The following is a 22,939-nucleotide window of genomic DNA, read 5'->3' as shown; positions in this document are numbered from 1 at the left end:
GCCAGACGGGCTGCGTCTGATAAGCAAGATGTTGATGGACACCTCAGACGAAACCCTCGCCACCGCTGCCGCAGACGGAGATCGTGCTTCGTTTGCGACACTGATTGCGCGTCACTATGACCGGATCTTCGGCCTTGCCTGGCGTCTGTCAGGCAGTCGCCAGGATGCCGAGGATCTGGCGCAGGATATCTGCGCCGCCCTGCCCGCCAAATTGCTGAACTGGCGGGCCGAGGCGCGTTTCACCACCTGGCTTTACCGGGTGGTGGTCAATGCCGCCCATGATCTGCGCCGCCGCCAGGCGGTGCGATCAAAGGCCGCAAGTGGCTGGGGAGACTGGGAAATCGCCCGCCAGCAAGAGATCGACACCGCGCGTGAGGCCGAGGCCTGGCTGACCGGGGCCATGGCGCAGCTTGCGCCGGAATTGCGTGACACCCTGGCGCTGGTTCTGGGCGAAGAGCTGACCCAGGCCCAGGCAGCCGAGGTGCTTGGCGTCTCAGAGGGAACCATCGCCTGGCGCATGTCCGAGGTAAAAAAACGCCTGCGCGTGATCGCGGCGAGAGAGGTCTGACCATGACCGATGAACTGGATAAACTCAGCGCCGCGCTGAAAAACGCAAGCCCCGCCGCCTCGGCAGATGCGCGGGCGGCGGCGCTGGCACGGGCGATGAAGAATTTCGACAATATTCATCAGACAAGCCCCCAAGGATCCACCCAGGCCCTGCGTCACAGCAAAGACCGCCAGCCGGAAAACCCGGCAAAGGCGGGCTTCTTTGACGGAGTGCGTAACATGATGAAATTTCTGACCACAAAACCCGCGCTGATGATTTCAACCTCAGCCGCCGCGCTGGTGGTGGGTGTGATGGTTTTCCTGCCCCAAAATGATGCGCCCGCTGGCAGCCCCGGCGCGGCAGGCAACGCTGACGGGCCGCTTGCCCTGTCATCGCCCGAGACGATCAGCAGCCGCGCAATGGCCGAAGAAGCCGCCCCGGCCGGCCAACCGCTGGGCAAAATGGCCCATGCCGAAATAGCGCCAGAGGCAGATCAGGGGCCAGTCGTTGCATTGGCGGCCCCCGAACCAGACAGCGAACCAGCCGCCGGGCCAGAAACCGGGCCAGAAGCCAGGTCAGCCGCCGAACCAACCGCTGTCGCGCCCGCCGCGCCTGCGGCCGTTGAAAATGAAGCCGCTGCAAATGAGGCCATTGCCGACTACGCGGCCGATTACGCAAGTGAAGCCGCCAGCGGCGAGATCGCCTACGCATCCCCCCCCGGGGTCGAGATGCGCGCCCGTCTGGGCACCGGGGTTGTTCCGCCCATCGACAGGGCCCATCCCGCAGCGCCCGAACCCTTTTCTGAGACCTATGCCAATGCCACGGCAAACCCGGTCAAACTGACCGCCGAAGAGCCGGTTTCGACCTTCTCGATCGATGTCGACACCGCCTCCTGGTCGGTGATCCGCTCAACACTGAATGCCGGGATCCTGCCCGCGCCTGACCAGGTGCGCATTGAGGAAATGGTAAACTATTTCCCCTATGCCTATGCCGCCCCCGAAGAGGGCGAGGCCTTTGCCACCACGGTTTCGGTGATGCCGACGCCCTGGAACGCCGGCACGCGCCTTGTGACCATCGGCCTGCAAGGCGCCCTGCCCGAGATCGCCAACCGCCCGCCACTGAACCTGGTGTTCCTGATCGACACTTCGGGCTCGATGAATGATGCCAACAAGCTGCCGCTGCTGAAACAGTCGCTGGCGCTGATGCTGCCGGAACTGCGCCCCGAGGATCAGGTGGCCATCGTCGCCTATGCCGGATCGGCGGGCACGGTTCTCGCGCCAACCCCGGCGGGTGAGCGTGACAAAATCCTGGCCGCTCTCGACAGCCTCAGTGCGGGGGGCGGCACGGCGGGGGCCATGGGGCTTGAACTGGCCTATCAGCTGGCCGCGCAGATGACAGGCCAGGATGAGGTCAGCCGCATCCTGCTGGCCACCGATGGCGATTTCAACGTGGGCGTCAGTGACCCCGACGGGCTTGAGGCCTATATCGCCAAAAAGCGCGATCAGGGCAGCTATCTCTCGGTGCTGGGCTTTGGCCGCGGCAATCTGAATGATGCGACGATGCAGGCGCTGGCCCAGAACGGCAATGGCACCGCCTCTTACATCGACAGCCTGTCAGAAGCGCGAAAAGTGCTGGTTGACCAGCTGTCCGGGGCACTTTTCCCCATTGCAGATGATGTAAAAGTGCAAATCGAGTGGAACCCCGCCCAGGTCGCGGAATACCGTCTGATCGGCTATGAGACCCGTGCTCTGGCCCGTGAGGACTTCAACAATGACAGGGTAGATGCCGGTGAGATCGGTGCAGGCCTGCAGGTCACCGCGATCTATGAGGTGACCGCCCCCGGCTCTGCCGCGCTGCGAAATGATCCGCTGCGCTATGGCGCGGCCCCGACGGCCGAGGGCGCCACCCCGTCAGAGAACACCGAACTGGGCTTCCTGCGGCTGCGCTGGAAAGAGCCGGGCGAGACACTCTCGAAACTGGAAGAGGTGCCGATCACCGGGCTGGAACCGGCAAGCGAAGAGACCCGCTTTGCCGCCGCCATCGCAGGCTTCGGCCAGCTGCTGCAAGGCTCGCCCTATACCGGGGAATGGGGTTATCCGCAGGCAATCGAACTTGCCCTTGCCTCGCGTGGCGAGGACATCTTTGGCTACCGGATCGAGGCGATCAACCTGATGCGCCTGGCGCAAAGCCTGGCCAGGTAGCCGCGCAGAAAGAAAAAGGAACAAGGGCGCAGTCGCAGGCTGCGCCCTTTCATTGTGATAACCGCTCACCGGACAGCCATTACCGCCCCGGAACTGCCCCGCAGATATCAGGCGTAAAGCGAGGCCCAGCGGGCAATCAGCTGCCCCTGCAAGCGGCGCGACCTCTGCGTCCATGCCTCCCCCCCGGGCGGGTTCTCGCGCGCGGCCACCGGCACCGCATCACGCCGCGCCGGATCGCCGGTCATGATCGCAAAGATCATCTCGCGCCCGCCAGGCGGGGTGATATGGCCCGCCAGCGCCGAGACGAAATTCAGCGTGCCGGATTTCGCCATCACCTTAACCGGATGCCCCTTAACCACTTTGCCGTCATTGTCCTTCATGCCGACATCACGCAGGATCGGCTTCAGCCCGCGCTTGTCCCGATGGGCACGCTGCAAAAGCTGCGCCATTTCCAACGCCGAAATCCGCGAGCCGCCGCCCAGCCCCGAATGATCGACGAATGTCGCATTCACCCCAAAGCCCTGGCGCACCCAGGCCGTCATCTCGCGCCCAGAGGCCGCCACACTGCCCGCGCCAGAGGCCGCAAGACCGCTGCATTCCGCGGTCAGATTGGTCGACCAGCGCAGCATGCCGCGCAGCACCTCGGGCAGGGAATCGCTTTCGACCCGCGCAAGTTCGTCCCCGCGTGGCAGCGATTTGACCGCCTGCCCCTCTGGCAGGGTCACCCCCTGGGCACGGGCCAGGGTGCGGAATACATCCGCCGCATAAAGCCCCGGCAGCCGCACCGGCAACCAGCGCGAGCCGCCCTTGCCCAAAGCCGCCGAGGCGACCGTCCAATCCTCACGCGACTGATTGCCGCTATAGGTGAACAGCGGGCTCTCGCGGCTGGCGACTTTCATATTCACCGAGGAAACCTTTGGCACGAAACGCTCGCCCCTGGCATCCATCGAGACATTCCAGGCCCCGCTGGCCTTCTTCCATTCAAAATGCACGCGGTTGAAATTCAGGTTCAGCCCCGAGAGCGCCGGGTTATAGCCAACCTGCACTGGCTGATCATCGGCGATATGCGCGGCCGAGGGCAGCGCCCCCTCCCAGTAAAGGAACCGCCCCGAGACCGATTTCACCCCACGTTTGGCCAGACGCGCCGCCAGATCGCCCAGCTGATCGGTCTGCAGCGTTGCATCACCGCCCCCGGCGAGGATCAGATCGCCCTTCAGCACGCCGCCCTGCACCGGGCCCGTCGCCAGAACCCGCGTCGCAAAGCGCCGCCCCGGCCCCAGCTTCTCAAGCGCGTAAAGCGCGGTCACCACCTTGGTGACCGAGGCGGGCGGCAGTTGCACCCCCTCATCGCGGGCCTCAAGCACCTTGCCGGTTGCCGCATCCATCAGCACGAAACCAACGCTGCCTGTCAGTTTGGCAGCCTGGACCAGCCCCTCGGCATCGCTGCGCACCGCCGTGCCGCGATCCGGGGCATGGGGGTCATCGCCCCGGACCTTTGGGCGTGGCGATGAATTCATCACCTCGCCGCAGGCCGGCAGCGCCGCGCTGGCAAGGATGGCTGCAAGCAGTCCGCGTCTTGAAATCACTGGCCGATTCCCCCGGTTAACCAACACGTCTTTACCTGAACGGGCGCCGCTGTCCCAGCCGCCCGCATCAGATCACCTGATAACAGCATGGTGAAGAAATGCTGAACCCACGAGCCCAGGAGCCCGAGAACTAAAGAACCCAGGAACCCAGGCCTCTAAATCACCGCTATTCCCCACGCGGGAAGCGTTTCGACTCTTCCAGGATGTTCAGATCCATGTGGTTGCGCATGTAGCGCTCTGACGCAGCGCGCAGCGGCTGGTGATCCCAGGGGAACCAGGACCCGTTCCTGAGCGCTTCATAGACCACCCAGCGACGCGCCTGGCTTTCGCGCACCTCGCCGTCATAGGCGGACAGATCCCAGGTCTTGTCAGCCAGATCGCGGAAATAGGCCAGAACCTCGGCGGCGCGGGGGTCTTCGGCCAGATTGCTGCGCTCTCCGGGGTCAAAGGCCACATCATAAAGCTGCTCGGGGTCGGCGGCACAGCGGATATATTTCCAGGCCCCTTCGCGCAAAGCCACCAGCGGCGTGATCGAACCCTCAGCGGCATATTCCATCGCAACCGCGCCCCGCTCGGCCCCATTGGCCACGGGCACCAGGTTCACCCCCGCCGTCCAGGGCATCACCTCTGACATATCAATCCCGGCCAGCGCACAAAGGGTTGGCGTCAGATCGATGGTCGAGACCGGGGCCTCGATCAGACCCGGTGCCAGATCCGGCGCGGCGATCATCAGGGGCACCCGGGCCGAGCCCTCGAAGAAGTTCATTTTGAACCACAGGCCCCGCTCGCCCAGCATGTCGCCGTGATCCGAGACAAAGACCACCACCGCCTCCTGGCGCGTGGCCTCCAGCACCGCCAGAATCTCACCGATCTTGTCGTCGATATAAGAGATATTGGCGAAATAGCCCTGACGGGCACGGCGGATATGCTCGGGGGTGATGTCAAAGGCGCGGAAGTCGCAGGCCTCCATCAGGCGCTGCGAATGGGGATCCATCTGATCGAAGGGGATCGCCTCGGGCGGCTCGCATTCGGGGGCGCCCTCATAAAGGTCCCAGTATTTGCGCCGCGCCACATAGGGATCATGCGGATGGGTGAAGGAAACCGTCAGCGCCCAGGGGCGGCTGTCCTGGCCGCGCGAGAGATCATACAGCTTCTGCACCGCCTGAAAGGCGACATCATCGTCATATTCCAGCTGATTGGTGATCTCGGCCACGCCCGCCCCGGTGACGGATCCAAGGTTGTGATACCACCAGTCGATCCGCTCGCCGGGCTTGCGGTAATCGGGTGTCCAGCCGAAATCGGCGGGGTAGATGTCGGTGGTCAGGCGTTCTTCAAACCCGTGCAGCTGATCGGGGCCGACGAAATGCATCTTGCCCGAAAGCGCGGTGTAATAGCCCGCGCGGCGCAGGTGATGGGCATAGGTCGGAATGTCCGAGGTGAACTCGGCCGCATTGTCATAGACACGGGTGCGGCGCGGCAGCTGCCCCGACATGAAAGAGGCGCGGGCGGGCGCGCAAAGCGGGCTGGCGGTATAGCTGTTCTGAAAGCGCGTCGAATGCGCGGCAAGCCGCTTCAGGTTGGGGGCATGCAGAAACTCGGCCGGGCCATCCGGGAACAGGGTTCCATTCAGCTGATCAACCATCAGGATCAGGATATTCGGACGTTGCGCCATCAGATGCCCTTTGCAAAACCACCAAAGCCGCCCCTTTGGTGAACCGATGCCGAATGCAGCGCAAGAATATTTCTGCGCATCCCCTAGCCTCAGGTCGTTTCACAACAAGGATCTGCCGCTTTAAGGTCAGGACAGGAAAAGAAGCGCGCCTTACGCTGTGTCCCTTGGGGGTGCAGACCCTGCCCCACAGCCCATAGCAAAAGGCCGCCATGCTTCAGCCGCCAGTGCCAGGATCACGCGCCGGAAAGACCACGCCGCCTGCGGCTGAGCGGCCGCCCAAACCGCTGTGGCAGGGCCTGCGCCCAGGCCATTCGCAGGGGCCTTCACCCAGCGCCCCTTACCTTTCCTTTGCCATCAATGGGTTGCAATCCCCAAAACCCTCGGGTTACCCTGGGCGCGATATGGTTGAGAACAGACGGGCCTGTCCCGGTCATCCATCCCGCGCCGCGCCATCTGGTGCATCCTGCCGGGGTGAGAAGCAAAATGTTTCGCGCCAGCATGTGTCTTTGCCGCAGTGCAGGACCGGGGCGGACAACCAGAGACGAAAGAGAAAGCGGGCATCTGCCCCATTCTGGTCTCGCCGCGCATCCATTCGGTTTGCGCGAGACGAAAACATTTGCCCGATGCCCGGCTTCACGCTTTTATTGACTCAATAATCAACAACAGAATCCGGTCAGACCTGACGAAAACCCCGCAGGCGAGGCCGGAACCAACCAACAGGGAGAATAGCATGACCGAGAAGCTTGACTGGATGGTGGCCCGCGCGCGTCAGGGCAAAATGACGCGCCGCGAATTTGTCGGCCGCACCACGGCGATGGGGGTCTCTGCCGCTCTGGCCTCGGCGCTTTACACCAAAGCCGCCCATGCCGAGGTGAAGAAAGGCGGCACCATGCGCGTCGGCCTGGCGGGCGGCGAAAGCACCAATACGCTGGATCCGGCGCTGGCGGCCTCGGTCGTGCCGCAGGTGGGCAATGCCTCCTGGGGCGAGCAGCTGGTCGATATGAACCCCGATGGGACAATTGATTTCCGCATCGGCGAAGAGGTCTCGTCCAGCCCGGATTCGAAGGTCTGGACCTTCAAGATCCGCCAGGGCGTGACCTTCTCGGACGGAAAACCCGTCACCGCCGAGGATGTGCTGGCGACCTTCAAACGCCACACCGATGAGAACGCGCAATCGGGCGCGCTGGGCATCGTCAAGGGCATCTCTGACATGAAGGCCGAAGGCGACAAGCTGACGCTGACGCTGGATCAGCCCTCGGCCGACCTGCCTTATCTTTTGACCGATTACCACCTGATCATCCAGCCCGGCGGCGGCTATGACAACCCGAATGCAGGCGTGGGCGCGGGGCCGTATATCCTGGAAACCTTTGAGCCGGGCGTGCGCTACGTCCTGAAAAAGAACCCGAATTACTGGGATGACAGCATCGGCCATGCCGATTCGATCGAGATCCTCTCGATCAACGACAACACCGCCCGCACCGCCGCCCTGCAGTCGGGCCAGGTGCATATGATGAACCGGATCGACCCGAAGATCGCGCAGCTTCTGGCCAATGCGCCAGGCGTCGAGGTGCGGCGTGCAGTCGGTCGCGGCCATTACGTCTTTATCATGCATGTCGACAAGGCGCCCTTCGACAACAACGATCTGCGCATGGCGCTGAAACTGGCGGTCAAGCGTGAGGAAATGGTCGAGAAGGTTCTGGGCGGCCTGGGATCTGTCGGCAATGACTTCCCGATCAATGCCGCCTATCCGCTGTTCGACGACACCATCCCGCAGCGCGAATATGATGCGGCGGCGGCGAAAGCGGCCTATGACAAATCCGGCCATGACGGCAGCCCGATCATCCTGCGCACCGCGCCGGGGGCCTTCCCGGGGGCGGTTGATGCGGCAAATCTTTTCGCCGCCTCGGCCCAGGCGGCAGGCATCCCGCTGCAGATCCAGCTGGAGCCCGATGACGGCTATTGGTCGAACGTCTGGAACGTGCAGCCCTTCTGCGCCAGCTATTGGGGCGGTCGTCCGACCCAGGACACGATGTATTCCACCGCCTATCTTTCCACCGCGGAATGGAATGACACCAAATTCAACAATGCCAAATTCGACGAGCTGCTGCTGGCCGCACGCGCCGAGCTGGATGAGACCAAGCGCAAGGCAGACTATTCGGCCATGGCGCATATCGTCCGCGATGAGGGCGGGCTGATCCTGCCGATGTTCAACGAATTCGTGGCGGGCATCCGCGCCAATGAGATCGGCGGCTGGATCGACGACCCCAATGCCGAGATGATGAACTACCGCGCACCGTCCAAGTGCTGGCTGGTCTGAGGACGGCCCGGTGCATCCAATCGTAAAACTTCTGGTCCAGCGCATCGCGCTGGGCCTCGTGCTGCTTTTGGCGGTTTCGGCGGTGATCTTCCTCGGCGTCGAGGCACTGCCCGGTGATACGGCGCAGGCGATCCTTGGCCAGTCGGCAACCCCCCAGGCGCTGGAGAATCTTCGCGCCCAGATGGGCCTGGATCAGCCGGCGCTGACGCGATATTTCAACTGGCTCGGCGGGGTGATGACCGGCGATCTGGGCAAAGCGCTGACGAATGGCGTCGATATTTCGCAGGCCATCGGGCAGCGCCTGGGCAATACGCTGTTTCTGGCCGGATGCGCGGCGGTGATTGCGGTGCCGCTGGCGCTGATCTTAGGCGCGGTTGCCGCCCGCTATGCCGGGCGCTGGCCCGATAAGGTGATCTCGGCGGTGACGCTGACCACGATCAGCCTGCCCGAATTTGTCGCCGCCTATTTCGTGATCTATCTGCTGACCATCCTTTTCCCGGTCTTTCAGCCGGTGGCCATGGTTTTCCCCGGCATGAGCTTTTGGGCCAAACTGCAGGCCGTCGCCCTGCCGGTGATCGTGCTGGTGATGGTGGTGCTGGCGCATATGATGCGCATGACCCGCGCCGCGATCCTGAACGTGATGCAATCAGCCTATATCGAGACGGCCGAGCTGAAGGGCCTCTCGCCCATGACCATCATCTGGAAACATGCCTTCCCCAATGCGATTGCGCCGGTGATCTCTGTCGTGGCGATCAATCTGGCTTACCTTGTGGTGGGCGTCGTCGTGGTCGAGGTGGTGTTCTCCTATAACGCGCTTGGCCAGTATCTGGTCGACCATGTGACCAAACGCGACCTGCCTGTCGTGCAGGCCGTCGGGCTGATCTTCGCCGCCGTCTATATCGGCCTGAACATCATCGCCGATGTGACCGCTATCATCGCCAACCCCAGGCTGAGGCATCCCAAATGAGAATACCGCCCTCTGCCCTTATCGGTCTGATCCTGACCGGAGTTTTCATTTTTTCGGCCATTTTTGCCGATCTGCTGATGCCCTATGCCTATGACCTGCCGGTTGGCACCCAATGGGAAGGCCCCTCGGCCACACATTGGCTGGGCACGGATACCATCGGCCGCGACATCCTTTCGCGGCTGATCAAAGGCGGCCAGATCACCATTTTCGTGGCGCTGGCGGCCTCGATCCTGTCTTTTGCGATGGGCAGCTTCTTTGGCTTTCTGGCTGCCGTATCCGGCGGCTGGACCGATCAGATCCTGTCGCGTGTCTGCGATCTGATGATGGCGATCCCCTCGCTGATCGTGGCGCTGGTGCTGCTTTCCGTGCTGCCGCTGAACCTGACGGTGCTGATCCTGGTGATGGGCGTGCTGGACAGCACCCGGGTCTTTCGCCTGGCCCGCGCCGTCGCCATGGATATCGCGGTGATGGAATATGTCGAGGCGGCAAAGCTGCGCGGCGAAAAATGGGGCTGGGTGATTTTCCGTGAGATCCTGCCCAATGCGCTGTCGCCGCTGGTCGCAGAATTCGGCCTGCGCTTTATCTTTGCGGTGCTGTTCATCTCGACACTGTCCTTCCTGGGCCTTGGCGTGCAGCCGCCGCTGGCGGATTGGGGCGGCATGGTGAAGGAAAACAAGGACGGGCTTAGCTGGGGCATCTCGGCGGCGCTGGTGCCTGCCCTGGCGATTGCTTTGCTGGCGATCTCAGTCAACCTGGTCGCCGACTGGGTGCTTTCGCGCACCTCCAGCCTGAAAGGAGGCCGCGGATGACGTCTGAAAAGCCACTTCTTGAAATCCGGGGCCTTGTGATCGAGGCCACGTCTTACCCGCCGGGCGAGGCCCCAAAGAACGTGACCCTGGTGCATGGTGTCGATGTGACGCTGCAAAAGGGCCGCGTGCTGGGGCTGATCGGCGAATCCGGGGCCGGGAAATCGACCATCGGGCTTTCGTCAATGGCCTACGGGCGCGGCGGTGTGCGGCTGACCGGGGGCGAGATCCTGCTGAACGGGCGCGAGATCCGCGAGGCCCGCCCCGCCACCCTGCGCCAGATCCGCGGACGCGAGGTCACCTATGTCTCGCAATCGGCGGCGGCATCCTTCAACCCGTCAAAGCGGCTGATGGATCAGGTGATTGAGACCAGCCTCTCGCATAAGATCATGTCAAAGCCCGAGGCAGAGGCCCGCGCGGTCATGCTGTTTCGCAAGCTGGGCCTGCCCTCGCCCGAGACCATCGGCAGCCGCTATCCCCACCAGGTTTCCGGCGGGCAGCTGCAGCGGGTGATGACGGCGATGGCCCTTTGCCCGAAACCCGATCTGGTGATCTTTGATGAGCCGACGACCGCGCTGGATGTGACCACCCAGATCGACGTGCTGGCCGCGATCAAAGAGGCGATCCAGGACACCGGGGTCGCCGCGCTTTACATCACCCATGATCTGGCGGTGGTGGCTCAGGTGGCCGATGAGATCATGGTCCTGCGCCATGGCAAAAAGGTCGAGCTGGGCACGACCGATCAGATCATCAACCGCCCCGCTGAGGACTATACGAAGGCGCTGGTCTCGGTCCGGGGCATCGAGCATGACGAAAAGCCCGAAGCGCCGCCGCTTTTGCGCATCGACTGCGTCAGCGCCCGCTATGCCGGCACCACCTTCGATGTGCTGAAGAATATCTCGATCGGGCTTCCGGCGGGGCAGACGCTGGCGGTGGTGGGCGAAAGCGGCTCGGGGAAATCGACGCTGGCGCGGGCGATCACCGGGCTTTTGCCACCCACAAAGGGGCGCATCCATTTCGACGGACGGCAGCTGTCTGCAGATTTCGCGGGCCGCTCGCGCGATGATCTGCGCCAGATCCAGATGATCTATCAGATGGCCGATACCGCGATGAACCCGCGCCAGACGGTGGGCACCATCATTGGCCGCCCGCTGGAGTTCTATTTCGGCCTGAAAGGCAGCGCCCGTGACAAACGCGTGCAGGAACTGCTGGATCAGATCGAGATGGGGCGCGGCTTCGCCGACCGCTATCCGGCGGAACTGTCGGGCGGGCAGAAACAGCGGGTCTGTATCGCGCGGGCGCTGGCGGCAAAGCCAAAGCTGATCATCTGCGATGAGGTGACCTCGGCGCTGGATCCGCTGGTGGCGGATGGCATCCTGAAGCTGCTGCTTGAGCTGCAGGCAGAGACGCAGATGGCCTATCTCTTCATCACCCATGATCTGGCAACGGTGCGCGCCATCGCCGACAAAATCGCGGTGATGTATAAGGGCGAGGTGCGCCGCTACGGACAGAAAAGCGACGTGCTTGCACCGCCCTTCGACGATTACACCGATCTGCTGCTGTCGTCGGTGCCCGAGATGCGGCTGGGCTGGCTGGAAGAGGTGATCGCCCATCGCAAGGCCAACGGCACCACATCCGGCAATACTGTCTGATTTCCGGATCTGAGAACGATCAGCCGGGCGCCTGTATCGCGCCCGGCTGTTTGCACCCAAGCTGCCCGTAAAACCGCAATTTCAGGCCAGACATGGCAATTGTCCTGAAGCTGCCTCAATCTGCACACGAAAACCACTCAATCGCAGGGATAGTTCTGGTGATCTGCTCTGCGCCCGTTGTTCCCGCCAGCGATTGTTCTTTCGGCCGGCAAAAGTCGCCTTCGTGGCGGGTGCCAGATGACAGCCATCAGGTCAGCCCTTCAGGAAGCGGGACATTGCGATGCAGGCACTCCATTCTTTCGATTTCGGCAATGCCATGCAAATTGGCCGTGCAGTGCGGGTTGGTCTGCTGACCTCTGCGCCGCAATCGCAGTTGCAGGCCGGTATCCTCAGCCTGGGCGGCCAGGTCGAGGTCAACAGCGACTCGGCCGCTTTCCTGAACGCTATGGGCCTCTTGCGGGCCTCCGGGCGCTCGGCAGTCTCGCATTTTGATCTGATCGTTGTGGACTGTGACAGCCTCGGCGGCCCCGTTTCGATCAAAAGCGAGATCACCGCGCTATTGGCGCAATCGCTGCCGCTGATTCTGGTCAGCCGTGCGTTTGACAGCCACATCTTCCCCGAGGCGCGCGGTCAGGCCGTGCAGCTGCGGGCCCCGGCCTCATCCCTCAGCCTGCGCATCGGCTATGAACATGCGCTGCGGGACCTGGCAAGAGGCTGAGCCTTCGCCTGCGCCGCTTGCCCTTCCGGCAGGACCGGCGCCTGCCTGCGCTCTGGCAAAAGCGGCCCAGTGACACCCGGCAGATGGCATTCACCCCTGAAAGTTACACTGAAAAAGGGCAGCCCAGAGGACTGCCCTTTTCTGATTTTCGTGGCTGATCTGGCCCGGACGATCCGGGCCGGATTGCTTATGCCAGCGCGATGTTGATCGCGGATTCGCGACCGTCACGGCTTGCTTCGATGTCGAAGGTCACAGCCTGACCGTCTTTCAGACCGCGCAGACCAGCACGCTCCAGAGCGGTGATGTGCACGAACACGTCTTTCTTGCCGCCTTCCGGGGCGATGAAGCCGTAGCCTTTGGTTTCATTGAACCATTTCACGGTGCCATTGGCCATCGTGAGATCTCCTGATCGTAATTCCGCCCACGTTATGTGACGGACTGGCGCAGTCAGCTTTGGTCGAGGGCTGCAGGCCGGATGGCTGGAGACAGGTCGAAAGAAGATAACGTCGCAGCCTTTGTATGCCTGCACTTGGGTCTGATAGCAAGTGAAAGCTCTGTTTCCGAACAATTTACCAGATTCAGAACGCCCGGGCACCCACTTTGGGAAGGCCTCTCTTATGCGCTGGAAAACGCCGCCGCCCTGGATCGCCCATGATCGGCGAGGGGGTATGCAACACACAGGATCTGAGAATCAGGGGGGATCAAAAGCCAGGCCCGAAAACGACAATGCCCGAATGCCAAAAGCACCGGGCAAGCCTTTATACGAACAAACCGAATGGGATTCTGGCTTTCTTACGGGCCGCATTCCCGCGACAGGAATTGCAAAACCGCTTTCACATCCTGTGGAAAGCGCAGGCTTGTTGCCCAGGATCTGACATCAGCCCCAGTGACAAGCGTCAGGCCTCAGGCGCCGACAGTTTGCATATTGCGGCGCGGCAGGATCGCAAACAGGCCAGCCAGCAGCGCGCTTGCCAGGGCCACGGTGAACCAGAGCGAAAGAGCCGCAGCAAAACCCGAGCCGAAAGCCAGAGCACCAAGCGCGGTCAGAAAGCCGATCATGCCGCCAACGATCATCACTACGATTGCCATCAGTGCTCTCCCTGTCTGTCCTGAAATGGTTCACCTGCAAATCGGGCAGAAATGGGGCGCGGATCAGGTCTTGCGAAGGCAGGTGCGGCCCTGGCCCACCGGGTCCGCGGCAAGACGCCACAGCATGCCGGGCGTAAAAACAGATCGGGGCGGGAATTGCCCCGCCCCGTCACCAAAGCTGATCGCCAATCAGAAAACGTCAAACAGATAGAGCAGAATGATCACCGGGATCGGGATGCCAAGCAGCCAGGCGCCAATGCCTTTCATGCCAGTCTCCTTCCTTTTCTCGTTTCTGGTGACTGGTAAACGCGCGAAAAGGCAATCCGTTCCCTGGATGGCCAGACGGGGCGAGCAGACGGGGCCGAGCAGAGGGACGCGGCCAGGCGGGCGCGGCCTCAGCGACATTCTGCGGCCTGCCATTCGTCGGTCAGAAAGGCCTCAATCCGACCCAGGATGCGCGGATGGGTGACCAGCATCACATGGCCGCCGCCGGGCACCACGCAAAGCGTGCCACCCACCCGGCGCGCCAGCCCCGAGATGCCGCCAACTGCGAAAACAGGGTCTTCACTGCCGTGCAGGAACAGGATTTCCGCACCCGAATGCCGCGCCGCATCTGACAGGGTCCAGCGCAAAAGATCTTTGGTATGGGCCCGCCCCAGCCCCTTTACCGGCAAGATCAGGTGATCGCGGTCGCGGGCCGCCTGACGCTCGGCCTGACGGCGAATGGCCGGGTCCCGACGCCAGCCATAGCCATAAAGCAGCACCTTATAATACTCGCCCCAGATCGCACGTGGCTGCAGCGAGCCGACAGTCAGCGCCGAGACGCCCACCGCCAGCGCCCCCCGCGCCGCCGATTCGTAGGCCCCGGGAACCGGCGTCACGCCAGACAGCACCACCACCCGCAGCTGGCGCGCAGGCCCGATCCGTCCCGCAGCCTCCAGCGCGATTGCGCCGCCTGTCGAATATCCGAGGATCTCAAGCCGCGCCCCGGGATAGCGCCGGGCATGGGCCGCAATCGCCGCAGCCACATCGGCAACCCGCATCGGCGGATCAGACGGCTGCTTTTCCAGGCCGGGGAAACGGTATTCCATCACCAGATGCCCTGGCCCCGAAGGTTTGCGCAACGGGCCGAATATGCGGGCGGTCGAAAGCGCGCCGGGGATCAGATAGGTGATCCGCTGCGGCTCGCCTCTGCCCCGCGCCACCTCATGGATCAAAGGGGGCACAGCGGCAATTGGGGCGGCGACTGGGGCGGCGACTGGCGCAGCGATTGGCGTGGCCGCCGATGCCGCGCGACGATATGCGGGCCCGTCCTCAGAGGGTTGGCGGACCGGGCCGCAGGCAACCAGCACAAACACCATCAACCCGATAAGAAACTGCCAGCCCTGCCGCACCCATCCCCCCAATATCACCGCGCGCCTGTAAACGAGCCCCTATAAACGCGTCCCTGTAACAGCGCCTGCACTAAGGTTTACACGCAATTTATGGACAAATGATTGCGCCCCGAAGCGAAGGCGGCAAGTGCGGCGGCGCGGCGCTCACGGCAATGGCATCTGATATAAGCCCCATCAGCGCAACAGTCCCTGGGCGTCAAACTCATCGCGCCAGGAGTTGTAGTCGGGAACATCGCCAGGGATTTGAGGGGGGCTGAAACGCCCCGAGGCTGTGGGCATGCGTCTGGGCGTCCCGCGCGGGCGGTTGCGCCCGCAATGCGCTGTGCAGATGCAGTTTGACGGCTGCCGTCTGGTCGTCGGCCCCCGGTTAGGTCGGGGAAAACCGGCAAAGCGGGCCAAAGCCCACAGCAGCCGATCATGACTGCTGTGGGCCTGTTTTCAGCGGGTGAATTTCTTGTATTTCACACGCTTGGGCGCTGCCGCATCGACGCCGAGGCGGCGGATCTTGTCCTTCTCGTAATCGTCGAAGTTGCCTTCGAAGAATTCGACATGGGCATCGCCCTCGAACGCCAGGATATGAGTGCAAAGACGGTCAAGGAAGAAGCGGTCGTGGCTGATGATCACCGCGCAGCCCGCGAAATCCTCGATCGCCGCTTCCAGCGCCTGCAGGGTTTCCACGTCCAGATCGTTGGTCGGCTCATCAAGCAGCAGAAGGTTGCCGCCGGATTTCAACAGCTTCGCCAGGTGAACGCGGTTACGCTCCCCGCCCGACAGCAGGCCCACTTTCTTCTGCTGATCGGTGCCCTTGAAGTTGAAGGCCCCGACATAGTTGCGCGAAGAAATCTGCGCGTCACCCAGATGGATGATCTCGGCCCCGCCCGAGATTTCCTCCCAGACGTTTTTCTCGGGGTCGAGCGCGTCACGCGACTGGTCGACGTAAGACAGTTTCACCGTCTCACCCAGTTTCACCGTGCCCTCATCGGGCTGCTCCAGGCCGACCAGCATCTTGAAGAGCGTCGATTTACCTGCCCCGTTCGGGCCGATCACGCCGATGATGCCACCGGGCGGCAGCATGAAGCTCAGATCTTCGATCAGCAGCTTGTCGCCCATCGCCTTTTTCAGACCCTCAACCTCGATCACCTTGCCGCCAAGGCGCGGGCCGTTCGGGATGACGATCTGGGCCTTGCCCACGCGGTCTTTAAGCGAGGCCTCATCGACCAGCTTGTCATAGGCCTGGATACGGGCTTTCGACTTGGTCTGGCGGGCTTTCGCACCGGCGCGGATCCATTCGAGTTCCTTCTCCATGACCTTTTGCTTGGCCTTGTCCTCGCGGGCCTCCTGGGCCACGCGCTTGGCCTTCGCCTCCAGCCAGGAGGAATAATTGCCCTCATGCGGAATGCCACGGCCACGTTCCAGCTCAAGGATCCAGGTGGTGATGTCATCCAGGAAGTAACGGTCGTGGGTGACCGTCAGGATGGTGCCCTTATACTCGATCAGGTGCTTTTGCAGCCAGGCGATGGTCTCGGCGTCAAGGTGGTTGGTCGGTTCGTCAAGCAGCAGCATGTCCGGCTCTTCGAGCAGCAGCTTGCAAAGCGCCACACGGCGACGCTCGCCGCCCGAGAGGGTTGCGACATTGGCGTCATCCGGCGGGCAGCGCAGGGCCTCCATGGCGATGTCGATCTTGCTGTCGAGATCCCAGAGGTTCTCGGCGTCGATCTCATCCTGAAGCCGCGCCATTTCCTCGGCGGTCTCGTCGGAATAGTTCATCGCCACTTCGTTGTAGCGATCCAGCTTGGCCTGTTTTTCCGCCACGCCCAGCTTGACGTTTTCGCGGACATTGAGGCTGTCATCAAGCTGCGGCTCTTGCGGCAGATAGCCGACTTTGGCGCCCTTGGCGGCCCAGGCCTCGCCCTGGAAATCCTTATCCAGCCCGGCCATGACCTTCAAAAGCGTCGACTTACCGGCGCCGTTGACACCCACGACACCGATCTTGACGCCGGGGAGGAAGTTCAGGTGGATGTTCTCGAACACCTTCTTCCCGCCGGGATAGGTCTTCGAGACGCCTTCCATGTGATAGACATATTGATAGCTGGCCATGAGGGCGCTCCGAATAAAAGTTCCTTGCAGGATTAGCCCCCATGTAGCGATCCGGGGGCGCGGGGGCAAGGCAGCCGCTTATCAGGAGTGTTGCGGCTCAGGCGGATTGAACACATCAAGGGTCATACCCAGTATATCGTCAAGGTCGACCTTGCTTGCCACGGATATACCAAAATAGCTTCTGCTGAAATCGTTCAAACCCTGCTGCGAGTAATCCTGCGTAAATACAACCTCCCAGGCCGTCCTCAGAAAAGCTGCACGATCGCTATCATCGGGTTTGCTTACCCGTGCAAACTGACTCATTAAGCTGTCCAGATGACGTGGCTGCTCCCGGCACCTGTTAAACAATACAGGAAACAAAGCTGATGCGATTGCGCCGCTAAGCGCTATCGTCCGCGCTCCTTTGCCAAAACTGCTTAGAGACGGCGGCATCATAGCCAGCCGGTTAACGACCTGATCCACATCACGCAGAGACAGCCTTCGTTCGGGTCCGATCAGCTCAAGCAACTCTGCAACTTCGAAAGCAAGTGACTGATCGATGCCAGCGGCCGCACATCTTTGGTTAAGATGGAGCTCCCACACATCTTCTTTCGACGAAGTTATATTGGGCAGGCGGTAGGCTAAGCCGACAAATTTCTGCAGATACAGATCTGCGTCTACCCCCGCGCCATATCGTTTTGTCACCGAATGCCCCAGCGCCTCCATATTCACACCCAGCACAAAAACCACACCCGGCACCGCGAAGGCGTGTTTGGCGACCTCCAGCAGCGCCAGCGCGAAATCGGGGCGGCAGCGGTCCAGCTCGTCAATGACGATGATCAGCTTGCCATAGGTTTCAGCCAGCTTTTTCAGGTCAGCGCGAAAATCCTCAATCGCCTCTTCACGCTGCATCTCATTGCGCCAGAGGCCCTGCAGCGCTTCATCGGTGATCTCTCCCACAGTCTCGACCGCGGCCGCGGCCCCTGCCCCAAGTGCTGAGCCGCCGGGAAGGGCTTTCACCGCGCCAAGCGCGAAGGCACTGGTGAGGCGCAGGCCCCAGCGAAGCGCGTTCTTGCCCAACTCAGTCACGGTCGGGTCATCGTAAGAGATTTCCCGCGCAATCGCCCGCGTCAGACCCAGAAGCGGCTCGTCCTGCCAGTCATGTGCGAAGGCATCAAAATAGATGACCTTGCCCTTTCGCCCGAACAGGCGCTCATGCGAGCCGGCCCAGAGCTTCAGGAAATGGCTCTTCCCTGTCCCCCAGGCCCCATCCAGCGCAACGACGAAAGGGCCAGGAACCCGGTCAACCAGATCGCTGAGCCTTTCACCCTGCGGGCGGCGGTTCAGCTGATCCAGCCTGACACCATCCACCTGGCTGTCGAAATCATGTGTGCCGACAATGATTTCGACCGGGGAACCTGCAACCATCTTCCAAAGCCCTTCGAAAATGAAATAAGCATCACTCTATGAGACAGGGCTTTCCCTTCGCAACACGCGGCATGGTTGTCGGGCTGCTCGGCGGGTCATTCGATCCGGCGCATGAGGGGCATGTCCATATCACCCGCGAAGCGATGCGGCGCATGGGCCTTGACCGGGTCTGGTGGCTGGTCACTCCCGGCAACCCGCTGAAGGCCCGCCAGCCCGCGCCAATGGCGGCGCGGCTGCAAGAGGCGCGGCGGATCATGCGCCATCCAAAGGTCGAGGTCACCGATCTTGAAACGCGGCTGGGCACCCGCTTTACCGCCGACACGATCCGGCGGCTGCAGGCGATCTATCCCGGCGTGACCTTTGTCTGGCTGATGGGGGCGGACAACCTGGCGGGGTTCCACAGATGGGACCGCTGGCGCGAGATCATGGCGCAGGTGCCGGTGGGGGTGCTGGCGCGGCCAGGGGCCGGGCTGCGGGCGCGGCTGTCGCCGGCGGCGCAGATCTACAGCGGCAACCGGGTCAGGCGCGGCGAAAACCTTGCCCGCGCAAAGCCGCCCGCCTGGGTTTTCGTAACGCTGCCGATGAACGACACCTCCTCCAGTGAGATCAGGGCGCGCGGGGACTGGCGCAGCCCAAAAGCCGCCGGGGAATAGGCCGCCGCGCCTGCGCGGCGGGAAACTGTCAGAAGCGGGCGGCAGCCTCTTTCGCCTCAAACTCTTCCACCAGGCGGGCCAGGCGACGGGCGCTGGCCTCGATCACCCGGTCATAGCGCTGATTGGAAAAGCCGAAAATCGTCGAGCGCTGGCCAGAATCATGCCCGACCAGAAAGGGCAGACTGGTCACCACCTGCAGGCCGGGCAACTGCCCCAGCCAGTCATCAATGGTGTTCACCGCAACGTCCCCGCCGCTGCGCTGCCAGCGCGAAAGATGCTCCAGCGCCCGCGCGTTGTAGATGTTGAAAACCATGCCGGTGGTGAAATCCAGATGGATCAGCATCTGCCCTTCCTGGCGCACCACCCGCGTCACCCGCGTCCCCTCGGCCAGATTGGTCAGCAGGCCCGAGAACACGTCCCAGCCGGGGTTTTCCTGCAGATAACTGTGCACACTGGCCAGCCGGGTGCGAAAATCCGCGCCGGGGATCAGATCGTCCTCGCAGATGGTCAGCGGCACCGCCCCCTGCGCCATCGCGGCCCGGGCCATCAGCGCATAGCTCATCGCGGCACCCTGCCAGGCGGGGCTGTAACGCAGGCCAGGAAACAGGGTGAAATCTGTCAGCCCCAGAGAGCGGAACCTGCGGCGGCGCTCAACCGCTTCGGGCAGGCTGAGGCAAAGCCGCGCATCGGGCTGCAGGCCACCGAGGCCGGGGAACCACTCTGCCCGGATGCCGGGCGGGGTCAGCTCTGGCGCGATGGCCCCGGCCGCGATCAGCCAGCGGATCAGCCCGGCGCGAAAGGCGTCCGGCCCCTCTTGTGATGGCAGATGGAACACCCGGCCAGGCGGGAATCCGGCCTCAGCGGCGGCGGCCACGCAGGCTTCGGTTGCGACCAGCAGCACCGCGCTGGCCAAAGCCGCGCCTGTAACATCCCGGCCCGCCGCCAGGAAATCGCGCAGCCGCCCGAGGGCGGTGAAGCATAGCGCGGCACAGTCGCAACCGGCAGCAGCGACGGCCTCTGCGGCAGGATCCACCCAGAAAAGCGGCCCGGCCTGATCTGCATCGCTCAAAAAGAAATCGCAAAGCGGCGGCACGGCCAGCATATCGGCCAGCCCTGGCGAAAGCGCCCCCCGCAACCGCATCGGCCCGGCAAATTCAGGCGTGCCACCAAAGGCATGACGCGCGGATTTGCGATGCAAAATCCGCGCCAGCAAGCCCATCGCCCCCTCATTGCGCCAGACCCGAAGGATCTTGCGGCTGATGCCCGCAAATCGCTGCATGACTTCTTTCGCCCACCCCCTGTGCGCCCCGCTGCCAGACCCAGGCCGCCCCCCATCGGAAAGCGGAATGGGGGCGCATCTTTGCCCGTCTCTCAGGGATCTCACCTGGCGTGAATGGGGACAAAGATCCATCAGCGGCTGCGTTTTACCTGCAAAAAATTGATATGCGAACCTGTTTGCACCATAGTATAGACCCTTGTCATACGCGACCTGCTCTGATCTGGCACCGATATGAGTGAAACCAATCCCCCTGTTCCGCTGGGCCGGATCGCTGCGCCCTCGCTGAAGCCCGCCAGGTTTCCGGCCTTCCGCTCGATCGGGGCGCTGGTGCTGCGCGAGATGAGCGCAACCTATGGCCGCAATCCGGGCGGCTATGTCTGGGCGATTGTCGAGCCGATCGGCTCTATCATCATGCTGTCGATCGGCTTTGCGCTGTTCATGCGGGCGCCGCCGCTGGGCTCAAACTTCGTGCTTTTCTTTGCGACCGGCTTTCTGCCTTTTACGCTTTATACATCCGTCACCACCAAAGTGCAGCTGGCGCTGCGCTATACCAAACCCCTGCTGACCTATCCAAAGGTCGTGTGGATTGACGCGATTCTGGCGCGGCTGGGGCTGGCCATCCTGACCGAGATGACGGTGATGACAATCGTGATCACCAGCATCCTGATGGTGGTCAAAGAACAATTCCTGATCGACTATGTCCCGATCATGCAGGGGCTTTCGATCCTGGTGATAGGGGCGGCGGGGCTGGGCATGATAAACGGCCTTATTGCGGCGGTTTTTCCTTTGTGGCCAACGCTTTGGGGCATTCTGAACCGACCGATCTTTCTGGCCTCGGGGGTGGTGTTTCTTTATGATTCGATGCCCGTTGAGGCGCAGGCCATCATGTGGTGGAACCCGATCCTGCAGGCGGTGGCGCTGGTGAGATCGGGCTTTTACTCCAGCTATCATGCCGATTTCGTCTCACTGACCTATTGCTATGCCCTGGGAATGATCGTGCTGGCCGTCGGGCTTTTGGTGATGCGCAAATGGCATAAAATCGCGCTGGAGCGTTAGGGACTGGCGGGCGAAAGCAACACCCGGCCGCCGATTGCGCAGGTGGCCCGGGTTGCAGACTGGAACCGTTACCCGCTTTTCGCTATTATGTGATAAAAGCAACCTCTGACGGCGACTCTCCTGGCAGTCGCCTTCGGGGGAAGCAGCACCGGGAAGCGCAAAATGCGCGCGGAAAACCCGGCTGATGGAGTGAGCAAGACGTGACAATTGCGAGAACTGCAAAGCCCCTTGGCCCGGCCACCGCCAGCCGTCAGGAAGGCGTGGTCAGACCGATCATCAGCGCTGTGCCTGCATCCGCTCCACCGCCACGTGTGGCCCCCCTCGCGCCTGTCACGCCGATGCGGCCAGGTGCTGCGCCCCGTGTGCCTCCCTCGGCCCGCCCTGCCCGGTTCAAGCTGCGTCATAAGCGGCTGGTGCTGTCATTTCTGGGCATGGTGGTCGCGCCCGTTGTCGCGACGGCGCTTTATCTGACCATCTTCGCCACCGCGCAATATGCCTCATATATGGCCTTTACGGTCCGCTCTGAGGGCCACGCCGCCGCCTCGGCCGAGCTGATGGGCGGCTTTGGCGCCCTCCTGGGTGGCAGCCCCTCAGGCAATGACGGCGAAATCCTGCAAAACTACATCCTCAGCCAGGAGATGGTCGCCAAAGTTTCGGCCCGGATGGATCTGCCGACCCTGTTCTCGGTCAATGAGACCTGGGATCCGGTGTTCAGCTATCACCCCGGCAATGGCACGATCGAGGCGATGACCGCCTATTGGAAGCGCATGGTCCATATCAGCCATGACAGCAAATCCGGCATTATCGAGCTTGAGATCACCGCCTTCTCGCCCGAGGCCGCGCAGGAAATCGCAAAAGTGGTGCATGAGGAAAGCACCGCGATGATCAACAATCTGTCGGCCACCGCCCGCGAGGATTCGCTGCGCTATGCCGCTGCAGACCTGGATCGCGCGCTGGATCAGGTGAAATCGGCCCGCGAGGCGATCACCGAATTTCGCATGAAACATCAGATCGTTGATGTGGCCGCCGATGTGCAGGGCCAATATGGCATCATCAACGGGCTGCAGCAGCAGCTGGCCACCGCGCTGGTTGAATATGACCTGCTGCGCGGCTCGACCACCGCGACCGATCCGCGCCTGCCCCAGGTCGAGCTGCGGATCCAGGCGATCCGCGACCGCATCGCCGATGAGCGTCAGAAAGTCGGCTATTCCGATGGTGAGGGCAGCTATGCCACCATCGCCAGCGAATATGAGCGCCTGACCGTCGAGCGTGAATTTGCCGAGGCGCTTTATGTTGCCGCCATGAGCCAGCACGAAATGGCCCTGACCGAGGCCAAGCGCCAGACCCGCTATCTGGCGACACATATCCAGCCGACGCTGGCGCAATCCTCGGAATATCCGCGCAATGGCTTTATTCTGGCGTCAGTTCTGCTGTTCTCGTTCCTGATCTGGTCGGTGATGGGCCTGATCTATTACGCAGTGCGCGACCGCAACTAAGG

At 62.5% G+C, this 22,939-nt stretch carries 18 protein-coding genes; 10 read left to right on the top strand and 8 right to left on the bottom strand.

Annotation, left to right across the window (positions count from 1 at the left end; translation table 11 throughout):
* Positions 1-34 precede the first annotated feature (34 nt).
* On the top strand, positions 35-568 hold the full coding sequence (locus HOY34_RS05425; protein ID WP_172360583.1) for an RNA polymerase sigma factor: 534 nt from the start codon (positions 35-37) through the stop codon (positions 566-568).
* A 2-nt stretch (positions 569-570) separates the two neighbouring features.
* Complete coding sequence (locus tag HOY34_RS05420) at positions 571-2,748, top strand: VWA domain-containing protein (RefSeq protein WP_172360581.1); 2,178 nt, start codon at positions 571-573, stop codon at positions 2,746-2,748.
* Positions 2,749-2,855: 107 nt separating this feature from the next.
* Here HOY34_RS05420 and dacB read toward each other — a convergent pair whose 3' ends face one another.
* Together dacB and betC are read right to left on the bottom strand one after the other, a co-directional pair.
* Positions 2,856-4,334, bottom strand: a complete 1,479-nt coding sequence (dacB, locus tag HOY34_RS05415; RefSeq protein ID WP_366926914.1) for a D-alanyl-D-alanine carboxypeptidase/D-alanyl-D-alanine endopeptidase — start codon at positions 4,332-4,334, stop codon at positions 2,856-2,858.
* A 166-nt stretch (positions 4,335-4,500) separates the two neighbouring features.
* Complete coding sequence (gene betC, locus HOY34_RS05410) at positions 4,501-6,006, bottom strand: choline-sulfatase (protein ID WP_172360579.1); 1,506 nt, start codon at positions 6,004-6,006, stop codon at positions 4,501-4,503.
* 730 nt (positions 6,007-6,736) lie between these two features.
* Between betC and HOY34_RS05405 the strand changes: the two genes are divergently transcribed.
* From HOY34_RS05405 to HOY34_RS05385, 5 genes are all read left to right on the top strand, one after another.
* Positions 6,737-8,323 (top strand): ABC transporter substrate-binding protein, encoded by a 1,587-nt coding sequence (locus HOY34_RS05405; protein ID WP_172360577.1) that lies wholly within the window; start codon positions 6,737-6,739, stop codon positions 8,321-8,323.
* A 10-nt stretch (positions 8,324-8,333) separates the two neighbouring features.
* Complete coding sequence (locus tag HOY34_RS05400) at positions 8,334-9,290, top strand: ABC transporter permease (protein WP_172360575.1); 957 nt, start codon at positions 8,334-8,336, stop codon at positions 9,288-9,290.
* A complete protein-coding gene (locus tag HOY34_RS05395; protein ID WP_172360573.1) occupies positions 9,287-10,099 on the top strand; it encodes an ABC transporter permease in 813 nt (270 codons plus the stop codon). Before HOY34_RS05400 ends, HOY34_RS05395 begins: the two co-directional genes overlap by 4 nt.
* Positions 10,096-11,748 carry an ABC transporter ATP-binding protein gene (locus tag HOY34_RS05390; protein WP_172360571.1) on the top strand — a complete coding sequence of 551 codons (1,653 nt, stop codon included), beginning with the start codon at positions 10,096-10,098 and terminating at the stop codon, positions 11,746-11,748. The genes HOY34_RS05395 and HOY34_RS05390 overlap by 4 nt, the downstream gene beginning before the upstream one ends.
* A gap of 280 nt (positions 11,749-12,028) precedes the next feature.
* Positions 12,029-12,466: a hypothetical protein gene (locus tag HOY34_RS05385; RefSeq protein WP_172360569.1), complete on the top strand. Its 438-nt coding sequence runs from the start codon at positions 12,029-12,031 to the stop codon at positions 12,464-12,466.
* Positions 12,467-12,653: 187 nt separating this feature from the next.
* On the opposite strand, the gene HOY34_RS05380 is transcribed toward HOY34_RS05385, so the two are convergent.
* The 5 genes from HOY34_RS05380 to HOY34_RS05360 form a co-directional block, all read right to left on the bottom strand.
* Positions 12,654-12,860 carry a cold-shock protein gene (locus HOY34_RS05380; protein ID WP_172360567.1) on the bottom strand — a complete coding sequence of 69 codons (207 nt, stop codon included), beginning with the start codon at positions 12,858-12,860 and terminating at the stop codon, positions 12,654-12,656.
* 509 nt (positions 12,861-13,369) lie between these two features.
* Positions 13,370-13,555 (bottom strand): hypothetical protein, encoded by a 186-nt coding sequence (locus HOY34_RS05375; protein WP_172360565.1) that lies wholly within the window; start codon positions 13,553-13,555, stop codon positions 13,370-13,372.
* Between the two features lie 395 nt (positions 13,556-13,950).
* Complete coding sequence (locus HOY34_RS05370) at positions 13,951-14,760, bottom strand: alpha/beta fold hydrolase (protein WP_172360563.1); 810 nt, start codon at positions 14,758-14,760, stop codon at positions 13,951-13,953.
* Between the two features lie 627 nt (positions 14,761-15,387).
* Positions 15,388-17,046, bottom strand: coding sequence for an energy-dependent translational throttle protein EttA (ettA, locus tag HOY34_RS05365; protein WP_172360561.1), 1,659 nt, complete (start codon positions 17,044-17,046; stop codon positions 15,388-15,390).
* A gap of 81 nt (positions 17,047-17,127) precedes the next feature.
* On the bottom strand, positions 17,128-18,453 hold the full coding sequence (locus HOY34_RS05360; protein WP_172360559.1) for a KAP family P-loop NTPase fold protein: 1,326 nt from the start codon (positions 18,451-18,453) through the stop codon (positions 17,128-17,130).
* A 38-nt stretch (positions 18,454-18,491) separates the two neighbouring features.
* On the opposite strand from HOY34_RS05360, the gene HOY34_RS05355 reads away from it, so the two are divergent.
* Positions 18,492-19,106 carry a nicotinate-nucleotide adenylyltransferase gene (locus tag HOY34_RS05355; protein ID WP_172360557.1) on the top strand — a complete coding sequence of 205 codons (615 nt, stop codon included), beginning with the start codon at positions 18,492-18,494 and terminating at the stop codon, positions 19,104-19,106.
* A 28-nt stretch (positions 19,107-19,134) separates the two neighbouring features.
* Here the strand turns inward: HOY34_RS05355 and HOY34_RS05350 are convergent, their stop codons facing one another.
* Positions 19,135-20,385: a hypothetical protein gene (locus tag HOY34_RS05350; RefSeq protein WP_172360555.1), complete on the bottom strand. Its 1,251-nt coding sequence runs from the start codon at positions 20,383-20,385 to the stop codon at positions 19,135-19,137.
* Positions 20,386-20,616: 231 nt separating this feature from the next.
* Between HOY34_RS05350 and HOY34_RS05345 the strand changes: the two genes are divergently transcribed.
* Together HOY34_RS05345 and HOY34_RS05340 are read left to right on the top strand one after the other, a co-directional pair.
* Positions 20,617-21,441 (top strand): ABC transporter permease, encoded by an 825-nt coding sequence (locus HOY34_RS05345; RefSeq protein ID WP_172360553.1) that lies wholly within the window; start codon positions 20,617-20,619, stop codon positions 21,439-21,441.
* Positions 21,442-21,641: 200 nt separating this feature from the next.
* Positions 21,642-22,937, top strand: coding sequence for a KpsE/RkpR family capsule polysaccharide export protein (locus HOY34_RS05340; protein WP_172360551.1), 1,296 nt, complete (start codon positions 21,642-21,644; stop codon positions 22,935-22,937).
* Positions 22,938-22,939: the final 2 nt, after the last annotated feature.

Origin of the sequence: Pseudogemmobacter hezensis (assembly GCF_013155295.1) — a bacterium.
Taxonomy (GTDB): domain Bacteria; phylum Pseudomonadota; class Alphaproteobacteria; order Rhodobacterales; family Rhodobacteraceae; genus Pseudogemmobacter; species Pseudogemmobacter hezensis.
The sequence above is the reverse complement of the archived record's forward strand: the minus strand, read 5'-3'. Positions and strand labels throughout refer to the sequence as shown.